The sequence below is a fragment of the Pseudoalteromonas distincta genome (assembly GCF_005877035.1).
GTDB lineage: Bacteria > Pseudomonadota > Gammaproteobacteria > Enterobacterales > Alteromonadaceae > Pseudoalteromonas > Pseudoalteromonas distincta.
This window is the reverse complement of sequence record NZ_CP040558.1, coordinates 2,447,415-2,469,993: the sequence shown is the minus strand read 5'-3', so window position 1 is coordinate 2,469,993 and position 22,579 is coordinate 2,447,415. Positions and strand designations below refer to the sequence as shown.

The window sequence follows — 22,579 nt, the reverse complement described above, 5'->3', positions numbered from 1 at the left end:
TATTATTAAACGCTCAAACCTCTTTCCCGCCATGGCTATGTGCAAGGTCATCAAGTTCGGCGCAAGTGTAATCAAAACCACTTTCGTCGTATTCGTATGTCACTTTTACACTATCGCCGCCATTAAAAAGTCGTGTTTTTACATCGTTAACCGGCCAGTCTTTGAGCTCGTGTAAAAACCGGTTAGCAACTTGTGATGATTCAAAACAATAGCGAATTTCTGTTTTCATAAATAATAAAGCTCTGGCTGTTTACCCCAGCTGCTAGCGCATTATTAATGGGGCGTTCATGATTCGGTTACAAAAAATAAAGAGTTAAATTGTAAATTTTGTGTTTCAATAAATGCATTAAACTCGGTACACACTAACGTACTTTAATTAACAAATGATGACGACTTTACATGCATTATAAATTTGCTCTTATCGCAAGCTCGGTTTTTATACTATGCGCTTGCGGTGGTTCAGGCTCCGATGATACGCCAACCGTTAACGGAAATAAAATCCCCATTTTGTCAGTCGCTGATATTCCTAGTGAATTAAGTAAAGGCCAAACAATTGAGCTAACAGCAATAGCCAGTGACAAAGACGGCACTATTACATCTGTTGTGTGGCAACAAACGCAAGGGCCTGAACTAATTAGTGGGCCTTTAGAGGCAACAACTACTTCAGTAACACTGCTAAATGCGCAAAGTTATAAGCCTGTTGATTACGCTTTTTCGGTCACAGCAACCGATAACGAAGGGGCAAGCAATGTAAAAACGCTGAGCTTTATAGCGCGCAATAATATGGATGACATTAGCGCCGCACGGTTACTACATCAAGCAACAATGGGACCTAAGCTTAGTGAAATACAAAACGCACAAGGTTTAAGCGAGCAGCAATGGCTTGATAAACAAATAGCGCTACCTATTAATTATCACCGTGATTATTTAGTAAAGTTAAATGACGATGACGACTTTAAATACATAAGCCGCATAGACGCATGGTGGAAGGCAGTAATGCAAAGTGACGATCAACTTCGTCAACGTGTTGCATTTGCGTTAAGTGAAATATTGGTAGTGTCGGATGAAAACAGTGCCTTAAGAGGCCAACCTGAGGGCATGATCACTTATTACGATTTGCTACTAAAGCATGCCTTTGGTAATTATCGTGACTTACTCGAAGATGTCACGCTTTCGCCTATTATGGGAACTTACTTAAGCCATTTGGCTAACGAAAAAGCAGACGATGCACTTAATATTCGCCCAGACGAAAATTACGCACGTGAAGTAATGCAGTTATTTACTATTGGCCTTGAAGAGCTAAACCTAGACGGCAGCGCTAAGCTTGATGCACAAGGTAATACTATTGCTACTTACGGACAGGTCGAAATAGAGGGTTTTGCACGCGTATTTACTGGTTGGACGTTTGCCGATAGTGAAACATTTAAGCGTAAAAGTCGTGACTATATTAAGCCAATGGAAGCATTTGACGAGTACCATTCTAGTAAACAAAAAACCTTACTAAATGGCGAGGTTATACCACAAGGTTATACAGCAGAAGAGTCATTGCAAATAGCGCTCGATAATTTATTTAACCATCAAAATGTTGCGCCATTTATTACTAAGCAACTTATTCAGCGATTAATTACGTCAAATCCAACCCCCCAATACGTTGAACGAGTAGCTAATATATTTATTGATAACGGCGCTGGTGTACGCGGCGATTTAGCGGCTGTAGTAAAGGCTATATATTTAGATGATGAAGCTCGCCACTTTGGCTCAGTGCTTAACTATCAAGGTAAAATTAAAGAGCCTATTTTAAAAACCGTACAGTTTTGGCGAAATCTCGATGCTAAATCTTTGGCTGGTTACTATAAAACATGGAATTTAATAAATAGCTACGGGCAAGGACCCATGCAGTCGGCTTCGGTATTTAACTTTTTTAGGCCTGATTATCAAACCGCAGCTTTGCGAAATGAAGGTATTGTTGCACCAGAGTTGCAAATAGCAAACGATGCAACACTGATTGGCACCATGAATGCGCTTTACGCAAGTTTAGTGTGGAGTACCGCTGAAGCACACAGTGATTTAAATTCAAATGGTATTTATGTTTATATTCAAGACGACATGAATGTTTTAGAGAAAAACGGTGTTAACGCGCTATTAACTCAGTACAACACGCTATATTTTGCAGGCGCAATGAGCAGTGACACACGCCAAGCATTACTTGATTTAGATGCCTACTTTAATGAAGAGCAATACCGTGAACGGGTTTCGTATTTATTATATATGATTGCTATTTCACCTGAATTCAACGTGCAGTATTAGGAGCGCATAATGAGCATTAATAGAAGAGAGTTTTTGTCGTTATGTGTAAAAGGCAGCGTATCGGCTGCCGCGTTAACGAGCCTGCAATTACAAGCATTAACTGGAGCGACTAATGCTGTTGAGCTAGGTGATTACAAAGCATTAGTGTGTGTGTATTTGTACGGGGGGAATGATTCGTTAAATATGCTCGTTCCGCTTGAAGGCGAGCAACGGAGTTTGTATGAGCAAAGCAGGCAAAACCTAGCGGTAGAGAGCCCACTTGAGCTAAGCATTAAAAGCCAGTTTGCCGGTGGAGTCGGTATTCATCCTTCACTTGAACCTATACAAAATGTATTTGAATCCCAAAATTTAGCATTTATAGGTGGGGTAGGTACTTTACTCGCTCCCACAACATTGAATGACTATAAAAATAAACCAATAGGTTTGCCTAAGCATTTGTTTTCGCATAACGATCAGCAAGCTGCGTGGATGTATGGTCGAGAAAAGCAATCACTTAATAGCGGGTGGGGCGCACGACTTTTAGATCGTTTAGAGTTACAAGATGAGTTTGCAGCTAATGTATCACTCGACGGTACTAATTTATGGCAAACGGGAAGTGCTAGCAATGCATTTGCGCTTAACAAAAGCGGCATTAGTAGTATTAACGCGTTTGGAGGGTATCAACCTCGTAGCGAGCACGTAACCGCTATTATGAACCGCTTACTAGGCAATACGAGCCATCCGTTAAGTACAGCTTATGCCAATGGCTTAACAAGTGCGATAAATAACACTCAAGCAATGAACAGCGCGTTAGAAAGCGCGCCTGCACTTATTACCCCATTTAGCGATAATAGCCTTAGTGAGCAACTTGCCGCCGTTGCTAAAACAATTAGCGTACAGGCAAAATTGAGTACTCAGCGCCAAGTGTTTTTTGTTTCTATGGGGGGGTATGATACCCACGACAACCAATTAACAACGCACCCTGCTTTATTAAGTACGTTAGCTCAAGGGTTAAATGAATTTGATAGTGCGATGAAAGAGCTTGATATGGCTGATAAAGTGACTACGTTTACTATGTCTGATTTTGGTCGCACGTTGACCTCAAATGGCGATGGTACTGACCATGGTTGGGCAGGAAACCAAATAGTAATGGGCGGCGCAGTAAAGGGCGGCAATATATATGGCGAGCTATTAACTCAACATTTGGATGGCCCACAAGATACCGGTGGCGGTCGTTTAATTCCAAGTGTTGCTAATGAGCAGTACTTTGCCACATTGGCTCAGTGGTTTGGTGTGCCAAGCTCTGAGCTTGTTGATATTTTTCCAAACTTGAGTAACTTTGATCACACAACATTGGACTTTTTTGTGTAATTAGTCGCTAATAGTAATCTAAAAGCACTTGTTAGTAGTATAAGCTACTGGTTAATAGTGCTTAATTGTTTTAATAATAAAAATCACACAATATAGGAATCATAAAATGAAAGTTTTAGTGAGCTTAGTTAGTCTAATCGCCTTTTTACTCGTCATACTGCCAGGGCCTTTGTATAAATTTGGTATTGTAGAGCTAGGAACTGCGTTTGCTGGTTTTAAATTTGGTGTTTACGCTGGTGGCGCTGCATTGGTACTACTTATAATACAAGCGTTATTTATGCGTAAAACGTTAACGCTAAGCAGTGGTGTTATTGCGCTTGTGCTTTCGGTTGTGGCTATTGCTATGCCACTTAACATGATGAACAAAGCTAAAAGCGTACCGGCAATTCATGATATTTCAACAGATTTAGTTAACCCACCAAAATTTGTAGCAATTGCGCCACTGCGTGCTGAAGCACCAAACCCAGTAGAGTACGCGGGTGAAGAAACGGCAGTACAGCAACGCAAAGCATACCCTGAACTGGCAACGTTAAGCTTTGCACAATCTAAAGCCGATTTGATGGCAGCAAGCGAACAAGCAGTTAAAAATCTTGGTTTTGCAGTGGTAAGTGCAAACACGGCTACAGGTATTGTAGAAGCTACTGATACAACCACATGGTTTGGTTTTAAAGACGATGTGGTAATTCGTATTAAAGATGAAGGCAGCCAACGTTTTGTTGATATTCGTAGTAAATCGCGAGTAGGGCGTAGTGATTTAGGAAAAAATGCAGAGCGCATTCATTCAATTATTAATGAACTAAACAGCTTACTTGCAAAATAATTAAATTTAGTGCCTTAGTACTAACGATTGCCCGAACACTGTTTGGGCTTTTTTTGTGCCTATTTTATATTGTCAGGTTCTATTCACAGGTTATGGACTATGCTGTTGATGATTTAAATTTTTAACCACTATGGAGTTATTATGAAAACAGTAGGATATGCAGCAAAAAGCCAAGGTTCTGAATTGACAGAGTTTTCTTTTGAGCGCCGCGATTTACGAAATAACGATGTAGAAATTGAAATTTTATACTGTGGTGTGTGCCATTCAGATTTACACGCCGTACGAAATGATTGGGGTGGCAGTGACTATCCGCTAGTACCTGGGCACGAAATTGTTGGTAAAGTTATGTCGGTAGGTAGCGACGTTAAAAAATATAAGCAAGGCGACACAGTTGCTGTGGGTTGTATGGTTGATTCGTGCCAAAGTTGCGATCAATGTGATAACGACGAAGAACAATTTTGCCGCGAAGGCATGGTTGGTACTTACGCAGGCAAAGACCGCGTTAGTGGTGAAATGACCCAAGGTGGGTATTCTAAACATGTTGTTGTACGCGAAGAGTTTGTACTTTCTGTACCAGAAAATTTAGACCTTTCTCGCGTTGCACCGCTACTTTGTGCAGGTATTACTACGTATTCGCCACTTCATAAGTGGGGCGTAAAAAAAGGTAGCCGTGTTGGTGTTGTTGGTCTAGGCGGGCTTGGTCACATGGCCGTTAAAAATGCAGTTGCAATGGGCGCAAGCGTTACGGTAATTGGTCGTAGTGAGTCTAAAAAAGATGATGCGGTTAAATTGGGTGCTCAGCACTATTTAGTGTCATCTAATGATGACGAAATGAAAGACTCGCAATCTGCCTTTGACGTCATTATAGATACAGTCCCTGTAAAACATGATTTATCTATTTACACACCGCTACTTGATGTAGATGGTACATTAGTTATTGTTGGCCAAGTTGGCCCTGTAGATGAGCTAAGCACGGTGCCACTGTTAATGGGTCGCCGTCGTATTGCAGGCTCACTTATTGGTGGTATTGCACAGACGCAACAAATGCTCGACTTTTGTGGTGAAAATAACGTGCTACCTGAGTGCGAAATGATCAACATTGACGAAATTAACACGGCATACGAGCGTATGGAAAAATCTGACGTACGATACCGTTTTGTTATTGATATGGCATCGTTAAACGCTTAATTTACTAGGTAAATTAAAAATAAAAGAGCCGCTAATTAGCGGCTCTTTTTGTATTTTAAATTAACCAGAACTCAAGTTAATTAGCTGCTTGCGCTGTTGGTTGCTGTTTGTTTAGTTGTAAATAACTTAATAGCCACATACCCAAACCACCTAAAAACAATGCAGCTGCTACGTAACCTGTTTGATTTGGTGCAGCACCTTGCGCTATTGCAATTCCGCCAACCCAAGGACCTATAGCATTGGCAGTATTAAATGCGCACTGTACTAAGGCACCAATCATAGCGTGGCCTTCGGGCGCAACATCCATTAAAAGCGTTTGAATCAGCGTAGCCAAGCCCACACTGCAACCAATAAAGAAGATCACCGCGTAAAGAGCCCAAATATTATGGCTTGCCGTTACATATGCAAAGGCAAATACAATAGTACATACAAGCGCAAGGCCAGTCGTTTTAATTGCTGATTTATCGGCAGCTTTACCTAGTACATAGTTACCGAGTGTACAACCGATACCAAACATTACCATTGCGATAGAAATAGTATACGGGGCTGTTTTTGTTACCACTAATATGGTGTCGGCAATGTAAGTATAAATACAAAACACTCCGCCAAAGCCAATAATCACAATGCCCAAAATAGACCAAACCAGTTTGTTTTTAAGTACGCCAAACTCGTTTAGTAAGTTGGAAGGCTTAGCGTTATCGATATTTGGAACTACTTTGTAAACAAAAATAAAAGCGATAAAGGCCAGTACTGCAGCGCCGGCTAAACAGTATCGCCAGCTTAGGTTTTGTCCAACAAGTGTAACAATAGGCACACCAACAATAGTGGCAACAGTTAAACCCATAAACACCTTAGACATAAAACTAGCACGCTTACCTTTTGGGGCAATATCAGATGCTAATAAAATAGCCGCGCCAAAATATGCACCATGAGGTAAACCACTTAAAAATCTAAATATGACAAGTTGCTCAAGCGATGTTGACATCGCGCTCAACCCATTTGAAATAAACATTAAGCTTATAAAAATGAGCAATGCTTTGCGCTTTCTCATATTAGCAGTAGTGAGCATTAAAATAGGGGCGCCAACTACAACACCAATGGCGTAAGCACTAATTGCGTAACCACTTTGTGATGGCGTTGAGCCAAATGTTTCGCTAATTAGTGGCAGCATAGGCATCATCGAAAACTCAGATAATCCTAAAATAAATGTGCCTAGCGCTAATACGAGTAAAATAGCGGTTCTGTTAAGTTGACTAGATGCCGACGTTACATCTGATGTCATAGATGATCCCTTAAGATTTAATTTTAAAAGTGAAACAGCACAATAAATTCTGAATAGAAAATATTATATGTATGCTTAAACTTTGGTGTGAGAGGGTAGTCTGTGAGAGCGCTATTTTAAGTTAAAAAAAGTACAGAGTCATGCATAAATTAGTGTTTTTGTTAGGTTTTTAAAATGTTAATTAGAAGAAAACACCACCTAATATTTATAAAATAAAAAAACTATTTATAAAGCATATATGTATAAGATATTAAATATTAGCCGAAAGGTTATTTAAAGCTTATATTTACAGTACAGTTACATATTGATATCGCATTAATTTACTAATTTTTTGCTAATTTACTCCTTAAGGTTTTTTATATGTTTGGTATTTCCCAAAAGAACGCAAAAATTGAAGAACTGGAACTTCAATTAATTCAAAAAGAGTCTATCTTGTCTGCAATTAACAAGCATGTGGCTTATATTGAATTTACACCTGAAGGAATAATATTAGATGCAAACCAATTGTTTTTAACAACAATTGGATACACAAAAGAGCAAATAATTGGTAAGCATCATCGCATGTTTTGCGAGCCTGAATATGCAAAATCAGACGAATACAGCCAGTTTTGGCAAGCTTTAAAAGCAGGAAAGTCTAAAGCAGGCTCTTTTTTAAGATACAAAGCTAATGGCGATAAGCTTTGGCTTGAGGCAACTTATTTTCCTGTAGAAGAGCGCGGCGTAGTAACTAAAGTTATTAAAATAGCCTCTGATATTACGACCAGTTATATACAACGAAAGGCACAAGAAGCTATTGCAAACGCACTCGATAAAGCATTAGCTGCAATAGAGTTTACCCCACAAGGTAATATTTTAAAGGCAAACCAAAACTTTTTAGCAACAGTAGGCTACAGCTTAAAAGATATTGTAGGTAAGCATCATAAAATGTTTTGTACCAAAGTGTTTTATGAGAAAAATCCACGCTTTTGGAATGAATTAGCGCAGGGGCAGTTTAAGTCAGGAAAATTTAAACGTATTGCCGCCGACGGTTCAGAAATTTGGCTAGAAGCTACTTATAACCCAATATTAGATAGCAAAGGTAATGTAATTAAAATAATTAAGTTTGCATCAAATATTACTGATCGTATACACAATAATAATGCAGTGACTGAAGCCGCTGCAATCGCGTATGAATCGGCGGTAGCTACAGCGCAAACCGCTAAAAAAGGTTCTGAAATATTACAAAGCTCTGTTGCAAACTCAGATGCCATTGTAAGCCAAGTTCTTAAGTCAGTTGATTTAATTAAAAATCTTAATGAACAATCAGCTGTAATAGGCTCCATTGTTTCTACAATAAGCAGCATTGCTGATCAAACTAATTTACTTGCACTCAATGCTGCTATTGAAGCTGCACGTGCTGGTGAATACGGTCGAGGTTTTGCCGTAGTAGCTGACGAAGTAAGGCAACTTGCAGCCAGTACGAGTAGTTCAACTAATGAAATAGCGACCGTTGTTAAAAATAACCAAGAGCTCACTAATGATATATCAAGGCAAATTACGTCGGTTTCAGACTCTTCAGAGCAAGGCCGAGAGCTTATTGCGAATGTATCTGAGGTTATTAAAGAGATTGAGCGAGGGGCTGATATTGTCTCTCAAACAGTCGCTGAGTTAAATGTATAGAACTTATCTTATTTATACCAATCTACAGTAATACTTAATGAACTTGGGAGACTAAACCTGACTTTGTTAAAAAATTCTGACATGTGTTTGCAAGAGTAATTACCTAGAGCAACTAAATAAGGAGGTTTTTTATTACATCATTGACCCAATTTATTATCTCAAAATTGACCTTTTAATTAAATGAATTGGTACCAACAAAATAGTTGGTACCAATTTATTTTACTTATTTAAATTCTCTTCAAAAAAAACAGCCATTCTTGTATAAAACTCGGTGCGATTTTTTGGCTTATGATAGCCGTGCCCTTCATCTCTAACCATTGACTCGTAAGGGTAACTTATTCTATCTAGTTCATTAGTTAAAGCTTCATATTGCTCCATCGGGACCCTCACATCATCTTTACCATGAGCAATAAACAGCTTTGCTTTTATTTTATCAACGTTGAAAGATGGTGAGCGATTTTGCATATCTTCTAAATCGGTGCCATGCACCATATCTAAATATTTTCTGCCAGATTCTCTAGTCGGAATATCGCCACTTTTCTTCATCTCCGGTATTGAATAAACACCTACGTAGCCAATTGCACATTTATAAAGATCTGGCTCTCGGACAACGCCCATTAATGCGGCATAACCACCATAACTTCCACCATATATACAGATTCTGTTTTTGTCTGTTATTCCTTGGTTTATTGCCCAGTAAGTAGCGTCTGTGACATCATCTTGCATTTCACGCCCCCACTTTTTATAACCACTTTTTTCAAATTCATTTCCATAACCACCAGAGCCTCTGAAATTTATTTGAATAACGGCATAACCTAATGACGCGATGTATTGCACCTCTTTATTGTATCCCCAAAAGTCTCTTGGGCCATGAGGGCCGCCATGAGCCACTACGATAGTAGGTAGGTTTTTATCTGCAAGCCCTTTTGGTATTGTTAAATACCCACTTAAATCTACGCCATCACGAGCTTTAATTTTAAATGGTTCCATTGTTGATAAACTTTTTTTATCGATTTCAGGTGAGCTTGAAGCAATAAATGATGCTTGTTTTTTTTCAATATCATATAAATAAAATGTAGTTGGAGTAGTATCTGCTTCTACTTTAAAAACAGCTAAGTTTTTACTTTTAGAGTGGCTTGTGAATTCTAATCTATAGTTTTTAAAAGTGTCGCTTAAGCTTTTATAAATAGCGTTTTCATCGTTTGAATCAAAGTACTTATATTGAGGGTAATCAGGGTCAAAAGTTACCCCAATTACATTACCTTGAGGCCCAAAAATTGCGTCTGTAATATTTACGCTATCGTTTGCGGCGAGAAGGCTAAGTTCTTCATTGACTAAATCAAGAGCATAAATTGCAATTGTTTTTCTTCCTGAATCATTGAGTATAAAAGCTTTATTACCTTTTAAGTTCATTCCTAGAAAATTCAGTCGATCGCCTTTATTGTAATTTAATTTCTTAAGATCTAAAGACTGCCACTCGCTTTTAACTGTCTTTCTAAAATAAGCTTTAAGGTCACCTTTACCTAGCTCTTGTTCTTTATCTTCTTTGTAGCTGAATGCTATTCGTGGATTACCACTAATATCTGTAGTTATACCAAAAACATCTTCTTTTGGCTGACCTGCTACATAGTCCATTTTCCCGTTATAAATATTAAGTTTATGAACTTTTACTGCAAAATCGTCATTATAGTGGCCTTTAGTGACTAGAATGTTTTCTTTATCGTTTGGTAATATACTGATTATATTAATAAAAGAAGTGTTTGAAAATAAAATTTCTCTGCGGTTAGAACCATCAAAATTAGCTGCAACGTAATAAGGACGACTTCCTTTTGTATCTAAGTAGCCTACAGTTTTTGCGACTGACATCATAAATCTTTCGTCGTTAAGCCAAGTAACCGTTTGTATTTTTTGATATTCTCCGAAAGAAAATGCGGCAGTCGTTTTACCTGTATCTTTTTCTAGAATAACTAGCTTTACTTCAGTGTCTTCATTATAAGTTATAGAATAAAATTGACCGCCAGGAGATATTTTCACTTCAACATAACCACTTACATCAAAAAAATCTTCTAATGTATTTTTACTATGTAAATTAAAGCTTAATATCATTAAGCACAAAGCTATAAAACTTCTTGTTAACATTTCACTTCCTTTTTTACAGTGTTCTTGTGTTTTTAGTAACCTTTATTTAACAACTCTATTTTATTGTGTTTTTCCTCTTTTTTCCTCTTTTTTGTGAATTTAATTGTAATGCTTTGTAAATTAAATATAAATAAAATACTTTTAGCTATTGTAAAGTGAGCTGTATTTCTGGGAGTTAATTAAAAATATAACTAAATGTAATGGGCCTTATGTTCTGCCATTAGTCAAAAATTAATAAAATAGATAAAATTTTCACTCCAATTTTTTAATTAAACCTAGGTCGATTCGTATAATAAAAGCACTTAAGATCATGCTAATTTGATAAAGTGCGACAATATGTCGCGCTTTTGCTTTTGTAGTTCACACTATAATTACGCCAATTATTACAGTGGCATAAATTAACAATGGTTTATAAAAGCAAAACTCAAAAAACTTACTTACTTTCCCCTGTCGCACTTTTTATTAGCTGTGTGCTATCTCCTTTTGCATTTTCCGACGATACGTCTTTAGAAGTAATTGAAGTACACGGACATGCTCAAAATAAGCATTTAGCACTTGGTTCCTCAGAATCGTTATTAAGTGATTTAGGCGTCGACTTTTCAGATGCGGGCGGCGTATCTAACCTCCCTATTTTAAATGGTTTAATGGGCGACAGAGTTAAAGTGTTAGTTGATGGTGCAGATGTAACCGCTGCATGCGCTAATCACATGAACCCGCCACTGTCGTATATCTCGGCTAATCAAATTTCGTCTTACAATGTGGCTGCAGGCGTGTCGCCAGTGAGTGCGGGCGGCGATAATATTGCTGGCGTAATAAGCGTTAATTCTATTTCACCACAGTATAGCGATAGCAGTGAATTGGGTTGGCACTCAGGTTATGTGTCAGCAAAGTACAGCAGCGTTGATAACGGACGTAAACTTGGCATAGGTGCACGTTTAGCTAGTGACACGTTTAGCCTTAATTATCAGGGCTCGTTTAGTGACGCAGATAGTTATGAAGACGGTAACAGCGATGTAGTATTAGATACATTGTATCGAGCACAAAATCATAGTTTAACCGCCGCTATGCGCGATGATAAACAGCAATTAGTGATAAAGCTAACGCATCAAAAAATCCCGTATCAAGGATTTGCAAATCAGTATATGGATATGACCGATAACACCAGTTACGGTGCAATAGCTCAATACAAGCGCTCCTTTGAAAGCAGCGAGCTTGAAGGGCAAGTTAACTGGCATAGCGTAAAGCACGAAATGGGTTTTTTCGGTGAAGAAAAAACAGGCATGATGCGAATGAAAACCGATGCACAAGATATAAGTACGCAGCTTAAATGGCGTATCGCGCTTGATAAAAACAGCAGTATTTTACTCGGCCAAGAATATTACAATTACAGCATTGATGATTGGTGGCCAGGTATTGAAGGCTCAACCATGATGGGACCAAACGATTACGTAAATATAAATAATGGCAAACGAGAGCGCATAGCAGCATTTGCTGAATATGAGAGCCAAATAAATACAAAACTGTGGCTAAACGCAGGTGTACGTATTGAAAGTATTAATACCCACGTTGGAGAGGTTCAGCCTTACAACGACGGTATGAGCATGATGGATATGGACGATATGAGCGATATGGGCAGTATGGAAAGTATGACCATGAGCGATACGTCTACAGATAATACAGTTGCTGCACAGAACTTTAATGCTGGCGACAGAGATAAAACCGACACTATAGTTGATGCTAACTTTTTAATTAACTACCAAATAACAAATTATGATGAGCTGCAATTTGGTCTTGCCCGTAAAAACCGCGCGCCTAATTTATACGAGCGATACAGCTGGGGCGTAAGTAATATGGCAACCACCATGATTGGTTGGTATGGCGATGGTAATGGCTATATTGGTAACCCTGATTTAGACGTTGAAACAGCGCATACTTTAAGTGCTACTTATATTAAGCAGGCTAAAGATGACCGTTGGCGATTAAGCACCAATGTTTGGTATACAGATGTGAATGATTATATTGATGCTGATATTGTAAGAAGCTTCAATAGTTATGACTTGGACAACACAGCGCGTAACATTTTGCAGTTTACTAATGTAGATGCCATTTTATATGGTGCAAAAATAGATTTAACAGCCAACATTTATGAATCTAAGCAATTAGGTAACTGGCAGTTACACGCTAATGTTACTAATACCAGAGGTAAGCGAGACGATACTAACCAACCGCTTTATCAAATTAAACCACTGCAAACCCAGCTAGGTATTAGCCAGCAAATGGGTCGATTTGAAAATGCGTTATCTTGGCAGTGGGTAGATACTAAAACCCGTGTAGATAATAATCGTTTTGAAAACCAAACAGACAGCTACAGCTTGGTTAATTTAAGCTCTAAAGCCACATGGGATTCATTAACGCTAAGCGCAGAAGTGAGTAACGTGTTTGATGAGTACTACCAACTCCCACTAGGCGGCGTAAGTATTGCAGCACTTAAACAAGATAGCAGCAACGGGTTTGAACAACTTGCTGGGCAGGGTCGTTCATTTAATGTAAGCATTAGTTACGCGTTTTAACTAAATTAAATTTTAAAATAAAGTAAAAGCCATAACTGTGTTATGGCTTTTTTCATACGCTTTAATATGTAAGCCGTAAACTTATTTTTATGAAATATTTGTACGCAAAAAGCGTTCTATTAAGCACGCTTGTACTAATTTTACAGCGTTATTTTAAGGCAATGCAGTAAAAAGCAGTAACTTGTTCATCACCCAATGATTAGGAAATACAGTGTTTAAGCAATTTAAAAATAAAGTGATGGGTGCGCCAACAGCTATGGCCGGTTTAGCTTTGGGTATTGCCAGTATGGGGTGGACATGGGAAAACGTTTTTAATTTAAATTATTACGGGCAATTTTTGGGAGCTGTTTTTGCTAGCGTATTAGTTTTACTTTTGGCTGCTAAGTTTTTACTACACCCCCATTTATTAAAAGCCGATTTAGCACACCCAGTTGCAGGAAGTGTGATCCCTACATTTGCAATGGCTAATCTTGTTATTTCAAACTCAATTGGGCAATTTAACCCATTGGCTGGTGATATTATGTGGGTTTTAGCTTTTGTGCTGCATCTCACATTTTTGGTGAGCTTTTTATACCAGCGAGCAAAAAAGTTTAACTTTGAGGATATGGCGCCCAGCTGGTTTGTGCCACCAGTAGGGATAATTATTGCAGACATTACTTTTTCGGGAAATCCGACATTAGCGTGGTTAGCTTATAGTGCGCTGATTATTGGTATATCAACGTACGCGATAATGCTGCCAATTATGTTTTATCGTTTTTTATTAGCATTAAAAAGTGACTACGAAATACAGCCAACACTTGCCATTTTAGCTGCGCCTGCCAGTTTAACATTAGCGGGGTATTTTCATGTTGTAGCTAATCCATCACTTGTTATAGTGGGGGCATTATTTATATTAGCGATAATAAAAACACTGATTGTTTATGTGTTATTTATAAAGTTATTACGCAGACCTTTTACGCCTAGCTACGCTGCCTTTACGTTTCCAATGGTTATTGGGGCAACTGCATTATTTAAAATGGCTGATTGGATGCAAAGTATAAACCTCGCAATACCATACGTAGATGCGGTTAATTACTTAGCTACGTTTGAGCTTATAGTTGCCACGGCAGTAGTTGGTTATGTATGTGGTCGGTACTTTTGCCACTTTAAATTATCAAAGCAACAGGTAACATAAAGCTACTCTTGGATTACCTGTGGCTCATTACTTTCTTGTTCAGCTAGTTTTTCGCGCTCAGCTTTTGATACATAAGACGGTTTGTTGCTTTTATGCAATTTAGCGTTAGTGCGTTTATCTTTCTTTTGAAATTTAGTGACGATTTTTTTACGACGGTTCACAATTAAATACCCTGTTAATTTTAAGTCGCGCATTATACAGCCATCCACATAAAAGCCGCTATATAAATATTAACTCAGGTAACTTGTGCGTTTACCGCAAAGTGCTATATGTAAACTCTTCCAAGCGTTATAGTTGCCGCTCTTAGTTATTAATTAAATGGGAATTGTTTTGAAAAAGTTAGCTTTAGCCAGTATTGCTTTATTTGCATTTAGCGCTCATGCGCAGTTAAATAAAAATATTGATAGCGTTGCCGATTACGCAGTAAATACCTACCAAAATGCTCAAATACACACACTAACTAACTTAGTGGCTTTTCCGACGGTTAATAAAAGCGACATTAGCACTCCTCAAAATCCCGATTTTATTGGCTTTAAAGCACTTTTAAAAATGAAAGCCGCAGAGCTTGGTTTTGACTACCAAGATTTAGGCTACACCGTATTAATTGGTATGGGCGAGCAAAGCGAAAAAGTAACGGTAGTAACCCACGGCGACGTGCAACCTGCTAATGCAAGCAAATGGAAACAAAGTCCTTTTATTATTGATACATCTGAACCGGGAAAATTAGTTGGTCGTGGTACGGAAGACGATAAAGGTGCAATAGCAACAGCGCTTTACGCCATGAAAGCAATTAAAGATAAAGGCATAACCCTTAATAACCGAATTGAGCTTATGATTTACCTTGCTGAGGAGTCTGATTGGGGACCGCTTACTCAATTTATGAAAACGTATGAACAACCAAAATATGCAGTAACGATTGATGCATCATATCCTGTAGTGGTTGCCGAGAAAGGCTGGAGCTTAATTGCACCTACTTTTAATGCAACATCACCACAGACGGGTTTATATGTAAAGGATGTAACTGGCGGTGCGTTTAGAAGCCAAATTCCAGAAGACGCCAGCTTAGTACTTCACAATGCAGACGCGGCACTTATTAATACATTAAAAGCAAAAGCCAAAACATTAAATAAAGTTGAGTTTAACTTTAGTGAGCAAAATGATGCCTTAGCAATAAGTGTTAAAGGTATGTCGGCGCATTCATCAGAGCCCGAGTCGGGTATAAATGCCATTGCTTATTTAGCCGAATTATTTAAAGGTATCGAGCTTGAAAATAACAGCGACGGCGAGCTAATCGACTTTGTGAATCAGTTAATAGGTTTAGACATTCACGGTAAACAGTTTGGCGAAATAGCTTACAAGCACGACTTTATGGGCCCGATGACAGTGGCACCAACAGTTATTGAGCGCGATGGTAATGCGCTAACACTTGCTGTAAATGCACGTCGCCCTATGGGTAAAGACGAAGCTGTATTACAAAAGCAAATTGATGATGCGCTCGCTAATTGGCAAGCCACTAACAATGTAACGCTTGCCAACATAGAAACAATTATTGGCACACCTATGCTACTTGATGGCGCGCCGCATGCGCAAAAGCTGCTTGATATTTTTAAGCATTTTACGGGCGACGAAAAAGCTGACTTTGTATCAATAGGTGGTGGCACTAACGCAAAGCTGTTTGATAATGCGGTATCGTTTGGTCCTTCAATGCCGGGTAAGCGCTACACAGGTCACTCAGAGCATGAATTTATGACACTTGAGCAACTTGAGCTTAATTTACGTATGTACACAGCGATGATGATAGAGCTAGGTAATATGTAGTTTAAACGTACTTAGGCTCAATAAGGTTTAATAATAGGTGTTGAGTACTAATCAGCACCTATGTCCTTAAAATTTACCTCAGGCAAGTTTTCAAAGCTTGGTTTGGCAAATAAATACCCTTGCATAAGCTCAACACCTGCGTTTTTAAGCCACTTATATTCTTCTACTTTTTCAATGCCTTCAGCTAGTGCGGTTATGTTTAAATCGCGAAACATATTTAAGCAATGAGTTACTATTAGTTGGCGTTTTTTGTCGTTGTTAATATCGCGTATGAGCGCCATATCCAGCTTGATAATATCTGTTTGAAAGTCAGCCAGTAGATTTAAACCAGAATAACCTACACCAAAGTCATCGGTGGCGGTTTTAAATCCGAGAGACTGATAGTAATCAACAATGCGTTTAATGTGTGCGGTGTCTTCTATTTTTTCTACTTCAGTAAATTCAAACATAATATTTTGAATTGGGAAGTTATACTTTTTTGCAGCTTCTAGTGTGGTGCGTATACATCGCTCTGGTTTATAAATAGCATTAGGTAAAAAGTTAATGCTTAGCATTGATGTTATGTCCAGCTTTGCGGCTAGTTGAATGGCTTTAATACGACAAAGCTGATCAAATGCATAGCGGTTGTCTTCATTCACTTTTGAAATAATTGAATAAGCAGACTCGCCATTTAAACCTCTAACCAATGCTTCATAGCCATAAATTAGGCGAGTTTTACAGTTTATAATCGGTTGAAAAGCCATAGAAAAATCAAATTCAAGATCGTTGGCGTCAGCACAATTACTACATGTCACTTTTTCACAATCTTTTGATTTTTCGATCACTTAGTTCATCCTCTTATGTTTATTTTTAAAGTTAGTTGAGGGTAGATGCTAACACAAACAGATTAAAGCATTAGTTTGTATTTTTTTTAACGTAATAAGTAATTATTTATATGTGAGTAATATGATGACTAATGTCATGCTATTTAATGACATTTGGCAGGGGTTTGTATTTCTTTTTTATATAAAAATAGATTTATGCATTAACAGGAGGATAAACATGAATACATCAACAACAATATTTCAAAGTTTTAAACAGTATGCAGTTGCTTTAGTGTTTTTAGGATTAATTAATTTAATTACATCACCAAACACCTTATGGGTGATTTGGCCCGCGCTTGGCATGGGGATCGCTTTATTGTCTGAAATCTTAGGTATAAGCAGCTCTAAAAAGGTATCTTGATGATTAGTAAGCCAAGTAATAATTTACTTGACTTTAATTTAATGTGTTCTACTTACAATAGCCTAAACCTGAATATTTAAAATGCTGATTGAAGTGTCGCATCTAGTGATATTTCGGTATTTAAGAGTTTTGAAATAGGGCAGCTCTTTTTGGTTTGCTCACATAAGGCTTGAAACTGCTCGTTTTGAATATCATCAATACGTGCTTTTACCTCAAGGGCAATATGCGTCACCGAAAAACCATCATCTACTTCATCAAGGCTTACAGTGGCTTTAGTATCAATTTTATCTGCGGTAAAGCCTGCATCACCTAATGCAAGTGAAAGCGCCATACTAAAACATGCACTGTGCGCTGCACCTACTAATTCTTCAGGATTTGAGCCTGCCTCATCTTCAAAGCGGGTATTAAAACCGTAAGGTTGTTTGTTAAGCGCGCCACTTTGAGTTGATATGCTACCTTTGCCTGTTTTAATGTCGCCAGACCATGTTGAACTTGCCGTTTTTTTAATCGTCATCATCTTCTCCTTGCTTGAGTGTAAGCTTTTCAGGTTAGATAAGCGTTATTTACAAAATAAGCTTACATAAAGCCTTAAAAGCACTAATTACAGATGATGCTGCAAAATAGGCGCCAGTTAATTGTTATCCCTGTTTATTTCGTTTACAGCGCTCTGAGCAGTAAATAACGTTATCCCAGTCGCGCTGCCATTTTTTACGCCACGTAAAAGGTTTATTACAAATAGGGCATATTTTTTGAGGTAAGTTTAGTTTTTTGTGCGCCATGCTTACTTAGCCTTACTGTTACTTTTAGTGTTATTTTTTACTTGGGTTGTTTTTGGCGTAATTGCTACGTGCCTTCTAAGAATTTTCCCTATGGCGCGTTTAACATCGGCTCGCTCACGGTATTGCCATAAGCGCTCGCGTGCTTCTTTTGAAGCCGCTGTTAAATCAAGCATGGGTTCAGGGTAATCCTCCCCTAACTTAAAGTCGTTAAAGAGTGCTTCCATCGGAGTTTGCTCCCAAGGCTGATGTAAATATTCAATAGGGAGTTTTTCAAGCTCTGGGCACCACTTTTTAATAAACGAACCTGTTGGGTCTTGATCTTCTGATTGTTTAATTGGGTTGTAGTGCCTAATGGTATTAATACCTGTGACCGAGGCTTGCATTTGAATTTGCGGATAATGAATCCCTGGCTCAAAATCTAAAAAGTAATTAGCGAGCGGAAAGCTTGCTTGCTGCCAACTTATATTTAAATGATGCGTGACAAAGCTTACAAGCATGGCGCGCATTCTAAAGTTGATATAACCGGTGGCTTTTAAGCAGCGCATGCAAGCGTCAATAATGGGAATACCGGTTTGACCTTGCGCCCAGCGTTCAATATCGTTTTTCACACGGTCATCATCACGATACGGAAATACGTGATAACCCGGATTAAGGGCTAAAAACTCCATGGAGCACTCGCTTTCAAACTTTTGCATAAAGTGGCAGTGCCAATGCAAGCGCGATACAAACGCTGCTAGTGGGCGTTTCCAACCTCTTTTGTCAGGGTGTTTTGAATGATATTCATCAATGGCCATTTGATACACTTGCCTAAGGCTAATGTTCCCCCACGCTAAATACGGGGAAAGCCGAGAGCAGTGGGTTTGGCTTAAACTTGGGCTCGATATTCCTTTTTGATAACCTTTACCACGCTCGGCAAAAAAGCTCTGCATTACAGTTCGCGCATGCAGCGGACCGCCTTGTTGAAAGCTGTCGTGATCTTGCGTGAAAGCGCTAGGCAGCTCAGGTGCTTGATAGTTATTAAGAGTAATTGTTTTTATACTCTTCCAATTAGGAACTGCAATAGGTGCTTGCATTGTTTGCTGCCAGCGTTCGTTCCAATTATTACGATTTTTTTTGCCGCGAATTACCGCGCCTGTTTGCGACTCTTGCCAGTTAATGTGGTTACTCTGGCACCAAGTTTTAATAGCTTTATCGCGCTCAAAGGTGTTGTTTAAGCCTATTTCTTGATGGCTAAAAATATTAACTATTTCAAACTGCGCCTTTATCGACTCAAGTAAATCGTTCATATTTAAATTAAATATATAAACACAGGCGTTAAAACGCGCTAGCTGATTATTTAACTCAACTATTGATTGATACACAAAGCGCCAGTGCCGCTCATTGTAGTGTGCATCTTCGAGCAGTAATGGCTCAAAGTTATAAAGTAACAGGGTCGGTAAGCCATTACTAAATGCATTTTTTAATGGTTGATGATCGCTAAGACGTAAATCACGTTTAAACCACACGATGTTTATTTTCATATAATTGGTTTATTGCTTTAAATAGAAATAAAAATTAACTTGTTATTTAATTGAGTTAGCCAAACCTATACGTAACTACCTTGAATTAAGATTTAGTTTTAATGTATTAAAAGGAAATGTATGTTTTTAGATCTCACCGAAAATACCAACCAAAATGTTTACTCTTACTTAGTAGGCGCTATCAGCCCAAGGCCTATCGCATGGATAAGTACATTAAATAGCGAAGGTATTGCAAATATTGCGCCTTATTCATTTTTTACTGTGGCTAGCTGCAAGCCACCTGTTTTAAGTGTTACGCAAGTAAACCCTAGTGATAAAACGAATAAAGATACGCTCAGTAATCTAATGGCAACTAAAGAATGTGTGGTTAATATAGTTAGCCAAGAGCTAGTTGAAAAAATGAATCAAAGTTGTGCAAATTATCCTAGTGATATAAGCGAATTTGATGCAGCTAACATTGCCCAAGCTCCAAGTAAGTTAGTTAACGCGCCAAGCGTTGCCGATTCAAAAGTACGGTTTGAATGTAAGTTACGCGAAGTTATTAGTATTTCAAATGAGCCTGGCGGCGGAAAAATGATGTTGCTGGATGTAGTGGGTATTTGTATAGACGATGAAGTGATGAGTGGTGGCTATATTGACCCTGAATTATTAAATGCAGTGGGCAAAATGGGCGGCGATTACTTTAGTACAACCAAAGATAAGTTTTTGCTTAAAAGGCCACAGTTGTGAAATAATCGTTTACTTAGGAATACAATAATAAAAGGATTTACGAATGTTTAAGTTCATTTTCACTTTGTTAATTGCTTTGCAAAGTTTTGGCTCTTTTGCCACACAAGATAAAAAACTACCTATAGAAGTTTTTGCAGGCTTAAAAGATTTTAGCCAAGTTAAGCTATCTCCCAATGGTAAGAACCTCGCTTTTGTAAGAAATCATCAAGGTACTTTAATCTTAATGGTTAAAAACTTGGAGACGGGGGTTACTACACCAATTATAAACTCAAATAACCATACAGTGTTTTTTGATTGGTATAACTGGGCAAATGATGACGTACTATTACTTGGTGCTCGCTATATAAAATATCAGTTTGGCGGAGTTAAATATACATCAACGCTTATGTATGCGTATAACTTTAAAAATGATAAAGGTCTTAAATTAGCTTTTAAAGCCAACACAGTAAGAGATGAAATCCAGCCACAATATTCAGACCGAATTGTTAGTTTTTTACCTGAAAAAGAAAATAAAATTTTAGTTCAAGGGGATTTTAAAATAGCAAATACCCCAGCAGTTTATGAGTTAGATTTAACCACATTACGTAAGACCCAAATACAAAGGCCACGCAGTAATGTTGTTACTTGGTTTGCCGATAGGCAAGGTAAAGTTCGTATTGCAAAAAAAATGGACGATACGCAATTTACTTACGATTATTTTGATGAGAATAAACAGTCGTGGGAAACTTTATTTGATTATGAGGTTTTTAGTAAGCAAAGTATTTCTATATTAGGGTTTGATAAAGACTCTAATTTTTTATACATCACTGCGTTACATGAGGGGCGCGATGCATTATTTAAACTCAATTTAACGACTAAAGCTCGCGAGCTAATTTACAGTAATAGTAAATATGATTTTGATGGGTCTATTTTTTATTCACAACAAACTGGCGAAGTTGCAGGCTTTACTGATTCCCATTTAGATGATGGTATTAAATATTGGGATAAAGACTTAGATAAATTACATCGTTCTTTGCGCGTATCGCTCCCTAAAGATGAATATAAATTAGACATTGTAAGTACCAGTAAAGATCAGCAAAAATATATACTCTATATTAGCTCAGACAAAACGTCGGGTAGTTATTTATTTGGGGATAGAGTAAAAAAGCAGGTGAGTGCAATTGCTGATGTTTATCCGCAAATAGATGCCTCTGTATACAGAGGCAAAAAGCGCATTAGCTACAAGGCAAGAGATGGCTTGAAAATAGAAGGCTATCTAACTCTACCAGTAGAATATAAAGAAGGTGATAAGTTACCAACAATTATATTTCCACATGGCGGCCCCATGGCAAGGGATTATGCTAATTTTGATTACTGGACAGCTTTATTAGCCTATAACGGATATGCTGTTTTACAGCCTAATTTCCGTGGTTCGAGTGGCTATGGGCACGACTTTTTAATGCAGTCAATCCAAGGTTTTGGTTTGGCTATGCAAGATGACTTGCAAGACGGTGCAAACTGGTTAATTGACCAAGGAATAGCACAAGCAGATAGCATTTGTATTGGTGGTGCTAGCTATGGTGGCTATGCAGCGTTAATGGCTGTAATTAAGCACCCAGAAACGTTTAAATGTGCAGCTAGTTTTGCTGGGGTAAGTGATTTACAGTATTTAGTGAGTAAAGCACGACACTTTACAAACAAAAATATCGTTAGAAAGCAGTTTGGAACTGATGATGATTTACTAGAAGCTAATTCTCCAGTGAATTTTGCTAAAAAAATAACAAGACCAATATTGCTTGTACATGGAACTGACGACAGTGTGGTACCTGTTTATCATAGTAGAGAAATGCAGGATGAACTTGATGATGAAGCAAAAGATGTTACTTATATTGAGCTTGAGGATGGCGATCATTACTTATCTTATCAAGAGCACAGAGTTAAAACTCTTCAGGCATTTTTAGACTTTTTTGATAAACATTTGAAAAAAAATAAATAGCCAGACTCCAGTTAAATAGCAAAAAGACAACTTAGGTTGTCTTTT

At 38.1% G+C, this 22,579-nt stretch carries 19 protein-coding genes; 11 read left to right on the top strand and 8 right to left on the bottom strand.

Going from position 1 to position 22,579, the window contains the following annotated elements:
• Positions 1–13: 13 nt before the first annotated feature.
• Entirely contained in the window at positions 14–229 is a 216-nt protein-coding gene (locus tag FFU37_RS11005) for a hypothetical protein (protein ID WP_138489496.1), read from the bottom strand.
• A gap of 170 nt (positions 230–399) precedes the next feature.
• On the opposite strand from FFU37_RS11005, the gene FFU37_RS11000 reads away from it, so the two are divergent.
• The 4 genes from FFU37_RS11000 to FFU37_RS10985 all read left to right on the top strand — a co-directional run bounded on the left by FFU37_RS11000 (position 400) and on the right by FFU37_RS10985 (position 5,665).
• Positions 400–2,307 (top strand): DUF1800 domain-containing protein, encoded by a 1,908-nt coding sequence (locus tag FFU37_RS11000; RefSeq protein WP_138489495.1) that lies wholly within the window; start codon positions 400–402, stop codon positions 2,305–2,307.
• 9 nt (positions 2,308–2,316) lie between these two features.
• Complete coding sequence (locus FFU37_RS10995) at positions 2,317–3,657, top strand: DUF1501 domain-containing protein (protein ID WP_138489494.1); 1,341 nt, start codon at positions 2,317–2,319, stop codon at positions 3,655–3,657.
• A gap of 106 nt (positions 3,658–3,763) precedes the next feature.
• Positions 3,764–4,477, top strand: coding sequence for a DUF1499 domain-containing protein (locus FFU37_RS10990; RefSeq protein ID WP_138489493.1), 714 nt, complete (start codon positions 3,764–3,766; stop codon positions 4,475–4,477).
• A 141-nt stretch (positions 4,478–4,618) separates the two neighbouring features.
• A complete protein-coding gene (locus FFU37_RS10985) occupies positions 4,619–5,665 on the top strand; it encodes an NAD(P)-dependent alcohol dehydrogenase (protein ID WP_002958143.1) in 1,047 nt (348 codons plus the stop codon).
• A gap of 76 nt (positions 5,666–5,741) precedes the next feature.
• Here FFU37_RS10985 and FFU37_RS10980 read toward each other — a convergent pair whose 3' ends face one another.
• The gene (locus FFU37_RS10980; protein WP_138489492.1) at positions 5,742–6,947 is read right to left on the bottom strand and encodes an MFS transporter; all 1,206 of its coding nucleotides are present in this window, start codon (positions 6,945–6,947) and stop codon (positions 5,742–5,744) included.
• A gap of 360 nt (positions 6,948–7,307) precedes the next feature.
• Here FFU37_RS10980 and FFU37_RS10975 point away from each other — a divergent pair, with 360 nt between their 5' ends.
• Positions 7,308–8,606, top strand: a complete 1,299-nt coding sequence (locus FFU37_RS10975) for a methyl-accepting chemotaxis protein (RefSeq protein ID WP_138489491.1) — start codon at positions 7,308–7,310, stop codon at positions 8,604–8,606.
• Between the two features lie 219 nt (positions 8,607–8,825).
• On the opposite strand, the gene FFU37_RS10970 is transcribed toward FFU37_RS10975, so the two are convergent.
• Complete coding sequence (locus FFU37_RS10970) at positions 8,826–10,745, bottom strand: alpha/beta hydrolase family protein (protein ID WP_039487201.1); 1,920 nt, start codon at positions 10,743–10,745, stop codon at positions 8,826–8,828.
• Between the two features lie 404 nt (positions 10,746–11,149).
• Between FFU37_RS10970 and FFU37_RS10965 the strand changes: the two genes are divergently transcribed.
• Both FFU37_RS10965 and FFU37_RS10960 read left to right on the top strand, forming a co-directional pair.
• Positions 11,150–13,315, top strand: coding sequence for a TonB-dependent receptor (locus FFU37_RS10965; protein WP_138489490.1), 2,166 nt, complete (start codon positions 11,150–11,152; stop codon positions 13,313–13,315).
• A gap of 211 nt (positions 13,316–13,526) precedes the next feature.
• Positions 13,527–14,489, top strand: a complete 963-nt coding sequence (locus FFU37_RS10960) for a TDT family transporter (protein ID WP_138489489.1) — start codon at positions 13,527–13,529, stop codon at positions 14,487–14,489.
• Positions 14,490–14,491: 2 nt separating this feature from the next.
• Here FFU37_RS10960 and FFU37_RS10955 read toward each other — a convergent pair whose 3' ends face one another.
• On the bottom strand, positions 14,492–14,683 hold the full coding sequence (locus tag FFU37_RS10955; protein ID WP_138489488.1) for a DUF2986 domain-containing protein: 192 nt from the start codon (positions 14,681–14,683) through the stop codon (positions 14,492–14,494).
• Between the two features lie 136 nt (positions 14,684–14,819).
• On the opposite strand from FFU37_RS10955, the gene FFU37_RS10950 reads away from it, so the two are divergent.
• Entirely contained in the window at positions 14,820–16,307 is a 1,488-nt protein-coding gene (locus FFU37_RS10950) for a dipeptidase (RefSeq protein ID WP_138489487.1), read from the top strand.
• Positions 16,308–16,354: 47 nt separating this feature from the next.
• Here the strand turns inward: FFU37_RS10950 and FFU37_RS10945 are convergent, their stop codons facing one another.
• Positions 16,355–17,131 carry an EAL domain-containing protein gene (locus FFU37_RS10945; RefSeq protein WP_138489486.1) on the bottom strand — a complete coding sequence of 259 codons (777 nt, stop codon included), beginning with the start codon at positions 17,129–17,131 and terminating at the stop codon, positions 16,355–16,357.
• 217 nt (positions 17,132–17,348) lie between these two features.
• Between FFU37_RS10945 and FFU37_RS10940 the strand changes: the two genes are divergently transcribed.
• Positions 17,349–17,531, top strand: a complete 183-nt coding sequence (locus FFU37_RS10940) for a 2TM domain-containing protein (protein WP_138489485.1) — start codon at positions 17,349–17,351, stop codon at positions 17,529–17,531.
• Positions 17,532–17,607: 76 nt separating this feature from the next.
• Here FFU37_RS10940 and FFU37_RS10935 read toward each other — a convergent pair whose 3' ends face one another.
• From FFU37_RS10935 to FFU37_RS10925, 3 genes are all read right to left on the bottom strand, one after another.
• The gene (locus FFU37_RS10935; RefSeq protein ID WP_024593544.1) at positions 17,608–18,045 is read right to left on the bottom strand and encodes an OsmC family protein; all 438 of its coding nucleotides are present in this window, start codon (positions 18,043–18,045) and stop codon (positions 17,608–17,610) included.
• 124 nt (positions 18,046–18,169) lie between these two features.
• Positions 18,170–18,310: a DUF2256 domain-containing protein gene (locus tag FFU37_RS10930; protein ID WP_002958154.1), complete on the bottom strand. Its 141-nt coding sequence runs from the start codon at positions 18,308–18,310 to the stop codon at positions 18,170–18,172.
• Positions 18,311–18,312: 2 nt separating this feature from the next.
• Positions 18,313–19,830: a cryptochrome/deoxyribodipyrimidine photo-lyase family protein gene (locus FFU37_RS10925; protein ID WP_138489484.1), complete on the bottom strand. Its 1,518-nt coding sequence runs from the start codon at positions 19,828–19,830 to the stop codon at positions 18,313–18,315.
• Between the two features lie 120 nt (positions 19,831–19,950).
• Here FFU37_RS10925 and FFU37_RS10920 point away from each other — a divergent pair, with 120 nt between their 5' ends.
• Positions 19,951–20,559, top strand: coding sequence for a flavin reductase family protein (locus FFU37_RS10920; protein WP_138489483.1), 609 nt, complete (start codon positions 19,951–19,953; stop codon positions 20,557–20,559).
• A gap of 43 nt (positions 20,560–20,602) precedes the next feature.
• Positions 20,603–22,534, top strand: coding sequence for an alpha/beta hydrolase family protein (locus FFU37_RS10915; protein ID WP_024598254.1), 1,932 nt, complete (start codon positions 20,603–20,605; stop codon positions 22,532–22,534).
• Positions 22,535–22,579 lie beyond the last annotated feature (45 nt).